Source organism: Pseudomonas sp. 008 (assembly GCF_016861935.1).
Classification (GTDB): domain Bacteria; phylum Pseudomonadota; class Gammaproteobacteria; order Pseudomonadales; family Pseudomonadaceae; genus Aquipseudomonas.
The window spans coordinates 429,078-435,916 of record NZ_BOMA01000005.1; the positions used below are offsets into that span (position 1 = coordinate 429,078).

The following is a 6,839-nucleotide window of genomic DNA, read 5'->3' on the forward strand; positions in this document are numbered from 1 at the left end:
ATGCCCCCGACCCTGAGCAAACCCCTGGCAACATCCTGGGTCAGCCGATTCAAGGAACAGAGCCTGGAGCGTGGCCGCCGCTACGCACTGGAGAACCGCGTCAGGATCGTCGAAGTCGGCGACGCCACCATCACCGCCAGTTGCGAAGGCTCTGGCGGTAACGTTTACCGTCAGACCATTCGCCTGCGCGAGTCGGCCAAAGGCACCTTGCTGATGATCGACGCCACGTGCACCTGCCCGGTTCACAGCAACTGCAAACATTGCGCGGCGGTGCTACTGCAAGTGCAGGAAACCCTCGCGTATCCGGCGGCCGCGAAAGACGCCGAACTGCTGGAAAAACTTCAGGCCGTATTGGAAAACCGTAGCCCGAAAGCGCCGCCGCAAGTGCTGGTGGACAACGTGCAACCGGTGCCGCGCCTGTGGCTGGCGAGCATCGAGTTCAGCGCCTTCGAACCGCGCAACGGCAAAATGCAGCGTTACATTCAGCATCGCGCGGCGCTGTCCTTCAGCTATCTGGACGAATACGTCAGCGGACAGAAAAACGCTGACATCCTGATTCGTCAGGAAACACAGACGCTGCGGATAAAACGTCACCCGGAAGTCGAACAGACCTACAGGGAGCAGCTGCGGATCCTCGGTTTCAAAGTCGCCACCCGACAAAGCAAGGCCTTGCCGGAAAGTGCCGGCGAACTCTACGAGATGGTCAACGACAGCGCCTGGCTGACCTTCACCCTCAATGAGCTGCCGAAGTTGCGCACCCAAGGCTGGGAGTTGCAGATCGACGAGGATTTCGGCTTCGACCTGACTGCCGTGGACGACTGGTACGCCACCGTCGAGCAGGCTCCGGAACGCGACTGGTTCGACCTGGAACTGGGGATCATCGTCAACGGCGAACGCCTGAGCCTGCTGCCGATCCTGTTGAACCTGATGCGCTCCCACACCGAAATCCTCAACCCGGAACGGCTCGCCCGACGTCGTGACGACGAACTGATCCTGGTGAACATTCCGCAACGCCGCAGCACCGACCAGGGCCCGCTGCAGGTCGCCCTGCCCTTCGGCCGCCTGAAACCAGTGCTGGCCACCCTTGGTGAGTTTTACCTGCAAGAGCCCGGCGAAACCACGCTGCGCCTGAGCAAGGCCGACGCCACGCGACTGAACCCGCTGGAAGGCCTGCCGCTGCTCTGGGAAGGTGGCGAGCAGATCCGCACCTTTGCCCAGCGCCTGCGCGACATCAAGGACCACACCGCCGCAGCGCCCGAGGGCCTGAATGCCACCCTGCGCCCGTATCAGCTGGAAGGCCTGAGCTGGATGCAGTCGTTGCGACAACTGGAGGTCGGCGGGATTCTCGCGGACGACATGGGCCTGGGCAAAACCCTACAAACCCTGGCGCACATTCTCAGCGAGAAGAATGCCGGGCGCCTCGATCGGCCGTGCATGGTGGTCATGCCCACCAGCCTGATTCCGAACTGGCTCGACGAAGCGGCGCATTTCACGCCGCAACTCAAAGTGCTGGCGCTGTACGGTGCCAGTCGCAAAAAGCATTTCGACAATCTGGCTGATTACGACCTGATCCTGACCACCTATGCACTGCTGCCCAAGGACGTCGAACGTCTAGCCGCGCAGCCGTTGCACGTACTGGTGCTGGATGAAGCGCAGTACATCAAGAACCCCAACAGCAAGGCCGCCCATGCGGCCCGTGAGCTGAATGCTCGCCAGCGTTTGTGCCTGAGTGGCACGCCGCTGGAAAACCACTTGGGCGAGCTGTGGTCGCTGTTCCACTTCCTGCTGCCGGGTTGGCTCGGTGATGTGAAAAGCTTCAACCGCGATTACCGCGTACCGATAGAAAAGCGTGCCAGTGAAGTACGACTTCAACACCTGAACGGTCGGATCAAACCGTTCCTGCTGCGCCGGACCAAGGAACAAGTGGCCACCGAACTGCCGCCGAAAACCGAAATCGTCCATTGGGTCGAGCTCAACGAAGCCCAGCGCGATGTGTATGAAACCATGCGCCTGGCAATGGACAAAAAAGTCCGCGACGAGATCACCCGCAAAGGCGTGGCACGCAGCCAGATCATCATTCTTGAGGCACTGCTGAAGCTGCGTCAGGTGTGCTGTGATTTGCGCCTGGTCAACGATGCTGCCCTGCCCGCTCGCGGCAGCACCTCCGGCAAACTCGATAGCCTGATGGAAATGCTTGAAGAGCTGTTCGAGGAAGGTCGGCGGATTCTGCTGTTCTCGCAGTTCACCTCAATGTTGTCGCTGATCGAGGACGAGCTGAACAAACGCGGCGTGGCGTACGCGATCCTGACCGGCCAGACCCGTGACCGACGCACGCCAGTCAAGGAATTCCAGAGCGGCAAGCGTCAGATCTTTCTGATCAGTTTGAAGGCTGGCGGTGTGGGCCTGAACCTGACCGAAGCCGATACGGTGATTCACTACGACCCTTGGTGGAACCCGGCGACGGAAAATCAGGCGACGGATCGTGCGTATCGCATTGGTCAGGAGAAGCCGGTGTTCGTCTACAAGATGATTGCCAGGGGCACGGTGGAAGAGAAGATTCAGCATCTGCAGAAGGAAAAATCCGATCTGGCCGCAGGCGTGCTGGATGGACGCAAGACCGGGGACTGGAAGCTGCAGAGCGATGATATCGAGGCGTTGTTTGCGCCGTTGCCGGAAAAAATTGATAAGTAGCAGGGATAGTCAGATCACCATTGCGAGCAAGCTTGCCCCCACAGGGTGAGTAGCAATCCTGCGGGAACTTGCTCGCGAAAGGGGTCTTCTGAAATCGAACATGTCCTCCAGCAGGAGCGAGCGATGCGGCGACCCGACTTGCCCGCGAAGGCTGTGTCTCAGTCAACGCCGATATTGAATGTGCTGACGCCTTCGCGGGACAGCAAAACAATGCTGTTGATGACAGAGTTTACGATAAGTAGGACTCGCGCTGGGACTCGATCAGGGTCAGAGCGGCCTCCCAGGCCAGGTCGATGATGTTGTCCTGTTCATCGCGGTCAAACTGTTCGGCGGTGTGCTCACAGACTTCCGGAGACGGGTAATGCAGCGCCGAACCACCGGCCAGCGCTTGAACCTGTGCCTGACAGGCACGCTCCAGGAAGTGAATTTCCTGAAATGCCTGGGCCACGCCGGAGCCACCGACCAGCAGTCCGTGATTACGTAGGATCATCGCCCGATGCGGCCCCAGATCGGCAATCAGACGCTCGCGCTCATCCAGCGATAGGGCAATGCCTTCATAGGTGTGATACGCCAACTTGCCGTAAAACTTCAACGCGTGCTGACTGATCGGCAACAAGCCGTGCTTCTGCGCGGCGACGGCCATGCCGGCAGCCGTGTGGGTATGGATCACACAATTCAGGTCAGGACGAGCCATGTGGATTGCTGAGTGGATCACAAAGCCTGCTGCATTGACTCGATGACCTTCATAAGCCGGATCGACCACTCGCCCTTCCTGATCGATGCGGACCAGATCCGAGGCGCGCATGCGGTCGAAAATAACCCCGTAGCGGTTGATCAGAAAGTGATGCTCAGGCCCTGGAATCCGCAGGGTAATGTGGGTGTCGATCAGGTCGGTCATGCGAAAGTGCGCGACCAGACGATACAGCGCGGCCAGTTCGCAACGGGCTTGCCATTCAACCGTGCCGATGTGTTCAGGTTTGCTCACGAATACACCTCTTTAGTCAGCGCACTCTGTGGCGCTTGTGAGCTTTATCGCTTCCATGCAAGGATTAGTAAAATTTCATATTCTTATCTTTATTATTAGAACTGCTACTACATGGAGTTTTATGCCCTCAAGCTCTAACCCTTGGGTCGGTCGTCGCTTTCTGAATGACCGTCTCGACTGGAACCTGCTGCGCACTTATCTGGTGATCAGTCAGGAAGGCAGCATGAGTCGGGCCGCAGCACGGCTGCACATCACCCAGTCGGCGGTCAGCCAGGCTTTGAAGCGTCTGGAGGAACAACTGGAATGCGTGTTGATCGCCCGCAATGGAAGGCGGTTCGATCTGACGGAAACCGGGGAAGAAGTCCTGAGCATTGCGACAGACATTTACGGCGATATTTCCCGATTGGGAACGGTGCTGGAGAGTCGGCACGACGACGTGGTGGGTAAGATTCGCATCCTCACAGTCAGCGGTGTGCAGGCACGCCACTACGATGAGTTCCTCGCTGACTTCCATGAAGCCCACCCGAAAATCGAGCTGGAAGTCGAGGTGATGGGCAGCTCGAATATCATCAGTTCGCTGCTGCAAAAAACCGCGACCATTGGCGTTGGATTGTGCCGTCTACCGCAGCCACGATTGGAACAGCGAGTGCTGTTTCGCGAGCGTTATGCGTACTTTTGCGGGCAACGTCATCGACTTTTCGGACAAGAGAATCTGACCCTGGAACAGCTCGCCGCAGAGAACTTCGTCAGCTTCACCAGCGATCAGCTCGGCGGCAACCTTTCCCCCCTCACACTGTTTCGCGACCAGCAAGGCTTTACCGGAAAGATCGTCGCGTCATCTACCAGTTTCGAAGAAATTTACCGCTTGATCTGTGCAGGGTTTGGTATTGGGTGTCTGCCGACTCATCTCGTACGCCGGGATGTCGAGCAAGGTTTGCTCTGGCGTTTGCCGCCGGAAGATGGCGTGGTGGATTCCGATATCCAGCTGTTGTGGAATCGAGAACAGAAGATGAGTCAGGCCGAAACCGTGTTCCTGGAAAGCTTCCAGCACATGCTCAGCATTCGTGAGCCTGTGCTGTGAAGCCTTGATCCTTAAACGTGAGGGTCGCCCGGGGCTTTGCTCGGCGCGGCGTATTGCGGCTTCAGGTGGCCGTCCTGATCGAGTAGCCAAGCATCCATGATCTGCCGCACCACAGGGCCGGCGACGCGACCACCGGCCTCACCGTTTTCGATCATCACCGAGATGACAATCTGCGGATGTTCAGCCGGGGCAAATCCGACGAACAAGGCGTTGTCGCGGTTGCGCTCCAGGGTTTTCGCCCGGTTGTAGCGCTCACCCTGCTTGATCGCCACCACTTGCGCGGTGCCACTTTTGCCGGCGATGCGGTACTGCGCGCCCTGTGCCGCCGCTCGGGCAATCCCGCGGGCGTCGTGCATCACCATCTGCATGCCGTGATTGACCTGCTCCCAGTCACGCGGATCCTTGAGCAGGATGTTCGGCATCGGATGCTCGTCCACCGGCGCGACGCCATCCACGGTCTTGGCCAGGTGCGGCCGGTTCCATACACCTTTGTTGGCGATCAGCGCGGTGGCCTGTGCCAGCTGCAGAGGAGTGACCTGCATGTAGCCCTGGCCAATGCCGAGGATCACTGTCTCGCCGGGAAACCACGCCTGTCGCCGCGTGGCGCGCTTCCAGGCCTGAGACGGCATTAACCCGGGAGACTCTTCGAACATGTCCAGCGAGACCTTCTCGCCAAGGCCGAACATCGCCATGTAGTCGTGCAGACGATCAATGCCCAGCTTGTGGGCCAGATCGTAGAAGTAGGTGTCGTTGGAGCGCATGATCGCCGTGTCCATGTTCACCCAGCCATCACCACTGTGATTCCAGTTACGGTATTTATGATCAAAATCCGGTAACTGGTAATAGCCCGGATCGAAGACTCGGGTCTGCGGGGTTACGACTCCGGCGTCGAGGCCGGCGATCGCCACTTCCGGCTTGATGGTCGAGCCAGGTGCGTAGAGCCCGCGCAGCACACGGTTGAACAGCGGCCGGTCGATGGAGTCGTGCAGTGCCGCGTATTCCTTGAAGCTGATGCCCGTCACAAACAGGTTCGGGTCGAAGCTTGGCTTGCTGACCATGGCCAATACTTCGCCAGTCGACGGATCGAGAGCGACCACCGAGCCACGCCGATCGCCCAATGCCTCCTCGGCGGCTTCCTGAAGTTTGACGTCGAGGCTCAGGACGATGTTTTTGCCGGGGATCGGGTCGGTATGCTTGAGCACTCGCAGCACGCGGCCCTGAGCATTGGTTTCGACTTCTTCGTAACCCACATGGCCGTGCAATTCTGATTCGTAGAATTTCTCGATACCGGTTTTGCCAATGGATTGGGTGCCACGGTATTCCACCGTGTCCAGGGCTTTGGATTCTTTTTCGTTAATGCGACCGACGTAGCCGATCGAATGCGCAAAGTGCGCGCCCATGGGGTAGTGGCGAACGAACTGCGGCTCTACATCGATTCCGGGTAGACGGAACTCGTTGACCGCGAGTACGGCTATCTGTTCTTCGCTGAGCTCATAGAACAGCGTGACCGGGACGAAGGGGTGCCTGGCCTGCTTCATCGCCTTGTCGAACAGCGTACGGTCCTCGGCCGGCAGGTGCAGGAGGTTGACCACTTCATCCAGCTCGCGTTTGACATCAGAAGCGCGTTCGCGGGTGATGGTCAGGTTGAAGCTGGGCCGGTTGTCTGCCAGGACCACACCATTGCGGTCGTAGATCAGCCCACGAGTTGGAGTGATCGGCAGGACATGGACGCGGTTGTTTTCGGAGATTGTCGAGTGATAGTCGAACTCGACAACCTGCAGGACGTACATGCGCACCACCAGCGCGCAAGTAATGGCGGCGACGAACAAGGCGCAGGCCATCAGTCTTTTGTTGACCAGGAGCGTCTCTTTCTCGTGGTCCTTGATTGGTATCGGTTCGGGCATTTCTGCAGCAACTCTTTGACTATAAACGGGAGTACCGATCCGTAGGCTTGCAGTCAGTCCGTTGAAACGAGCTGCACCATACCAAAAACGGCGTGGTTTTTAGCGCGCTCTGCCGAAGTTTCACGAACGATGCGACCGTTACCAGGAATGGCCATCCGCTAGCCTTCTGTTGCCAAAG

4 protein-coding genes are annotated in these 6,839 nt (G+C 58.6%); 2 read left to right on the top strand and 2 right to left on the bottom strand.

The window, feature by feature from the left end; genetic code table 11:
- Complete coding sequence (locus JUI81_RS13610; RefSeq protein ID WP_028939825.1) at window positions 1–2,691, top strand: DEAD/DEAH box helicase; 2,691 nt, start codon at window positions 1–3, stop codon at window positions 2,689–2,691.
- Window positions 2,692–2,920: 229 nt separating this feature from the next.
- On the opposite strand, the gene JUI81_RS13615 is transcribed toward JUI81_RS13610, so the two are convergent.
- Complete coding sequence (locus JUI81_RS13615) at window positions 2,921–3,676, bottom strand: class II aldolase/adducin family protein (protein WP_019582843.1); 756 nt, start codon at window positions 3,674–3,676, stop codon at window positions 2,921–2,923.
- Between the two features lie 121 nt (window positions 3,677–3,797).
- Here JUI81_RS13615 and JUI81_RS13620 point away from each other — a divergent pair, with 121 nt between their 5' ends.
- Window positions 3,798–4,757 (top strand): LysR family transcriptional regulator, encoded by a 960-nt coding sequence (locus tag JUI81_RS13620; RefSeq protein ID WP_204124461.1) that lies wholly within the window; start codon window positions 3,798–3,800, stop codon window positions 4,755–4,757.
- A gap of 11 nt (window positions 4,758–4,768) precedes the next feature.
- On the opposite strand, the gene mrdA is transcribed toward JUI81_RS13620, so the two are convergent.
- Window positions 4,769–6,661 (bottom strand): penicillin-binding protein 2, encoded by a 1,893-nt coding sequence (mrdA, locus tag JUI81_RS13625; protein WP_019582845.1) that lies wholly within the window; start codon window positions 6,659–6,661, stop codon window positions 4,769–4,771.
- Window positions 6,662–6,839 lie beyond the last annotated feature (178 nt).

What these genes read in the sequence shown, in the direction of transcription:
- JUI81_RS13610 (WP_028939825.1), top strand. Translation starts at nt 1, where the DNA reads ATGCCCCCGACCCTGAGCAAACCCCTGGCAACATCCTGGGTCAGCCGA.
- JUI81_RS13620 (WP_204124461.1), top strand. Translation starts at nt 3,798, where the DNA reads ATGCCCTCAAGCTCTAACCCTTGGGTCGGTCGTCGCTTTCTGAATGAC.
- mrdA (WP_019582845.1), bottom strand. Translation starts at nt 6,661, where the DNA reads ATGCCCGAACCGATACCAATCAAGGACCACGAGAAAGAGACGCTCCTG.